The sequence below is a fragment of the Shewanella algidipiscicola genome (assembly GCF_003605125.1).
Taxonomy (GTDB): domain Bacteria; phylum Pseudomonadota; class Gammaproteobacteria; order Enterobacterales; family Shewanellaceae; genus Shewanella; species Shewanella algidipiscicola.
This window is the reverse complement of record NZ_QPQT01000033.1, coordinates 1-820: the sequence shown is the minus strand read 5'-3', so window position 1 is coordinate 820 and position 820 is coordinate 1. Positions and strand designations below refer to the sequence as shown.

1 protein-coding gene is annotated in these 820 nt (G+C 45.6%); it reads left to right on the top strand.

The window, feature by feature from the left end; genetic code table 11:
* Positions 1-804, top strand: an 804-nt coding sequence (locus DVO77_RS18920) for an elongation factor Tu (RefSeq protein WP_119979409.1), incomplete at its 5' end; no start/stop codon positions are given.
* Between the last annotated feature and the right edge of the window lie 16 nt (positions 805-820).

The following is an 820-nucleotide window of genomic DNA, read 5'->3' as shown; positions in this document are numbered from 1 at the left end:
GTACCTTTCATCATCGTATTCATGAACAAATGTGACATGGTTGATGACGAAGAGCTACTAGAACTAGTAGAAATGGAAGTTCGTGAACTGCTATCAGAATATGACTTCCCAGGTGATGACCTACCAGTTATCCAAGGTTCTGCGCTTAAAGCCCTAGAAGGCGAGCCAGAGTGGGAAGCTAAGATCCTTGAGCTTGCAGAAGCGCTAGATACTTATATTCCAGAGCCAGAGCGTGCAATTGACGGTGCATTCATTCTTCCAATCGAAGACGTATTCTCAATCGCTGGCCGTGGTACTGTTGTAACAGGTCGTGTAGAGCGCGGTATCATCAAAGTAGGTGAAGAAGTAGAAATCGTTGGTATTCGCGATACTACTAAGACCACTTGTACTGGTGTTGAAATGTTCCGTAAACTGCTTGACGAAGGTCGTGCAGGTGAGAACTGTGGTGTACTACTACGTGGTACTAAGCGTGATGAAGTTGAGCGTGGTCAAGTATTGGCTAAGCCAGGTTCAATCACTCCACACACTACATTCCAGTCAGAAATCTATGTTCTGTCAAAAGAAGAAGGTGGACGTCACACTCCTTTCTTCAAAGGTTACCGTCCACAGTTCTACTTCCGTACAACAGACGTAACCGGTACTATCGAATTGCCAGAAGGCGTAGAGATGGTAATGCCTGGTGACAACGTACAGATGACAGTAACACTGATCTGCCCAATCGCGATGGATGAAGGTTTACGCTTCGCTATCCGTGAAGGTGGCCGTACAGTTGGTGCTGGTGTTGTAGCTAAGATCATTGCTTAATAGCAAAGTGTCTTAA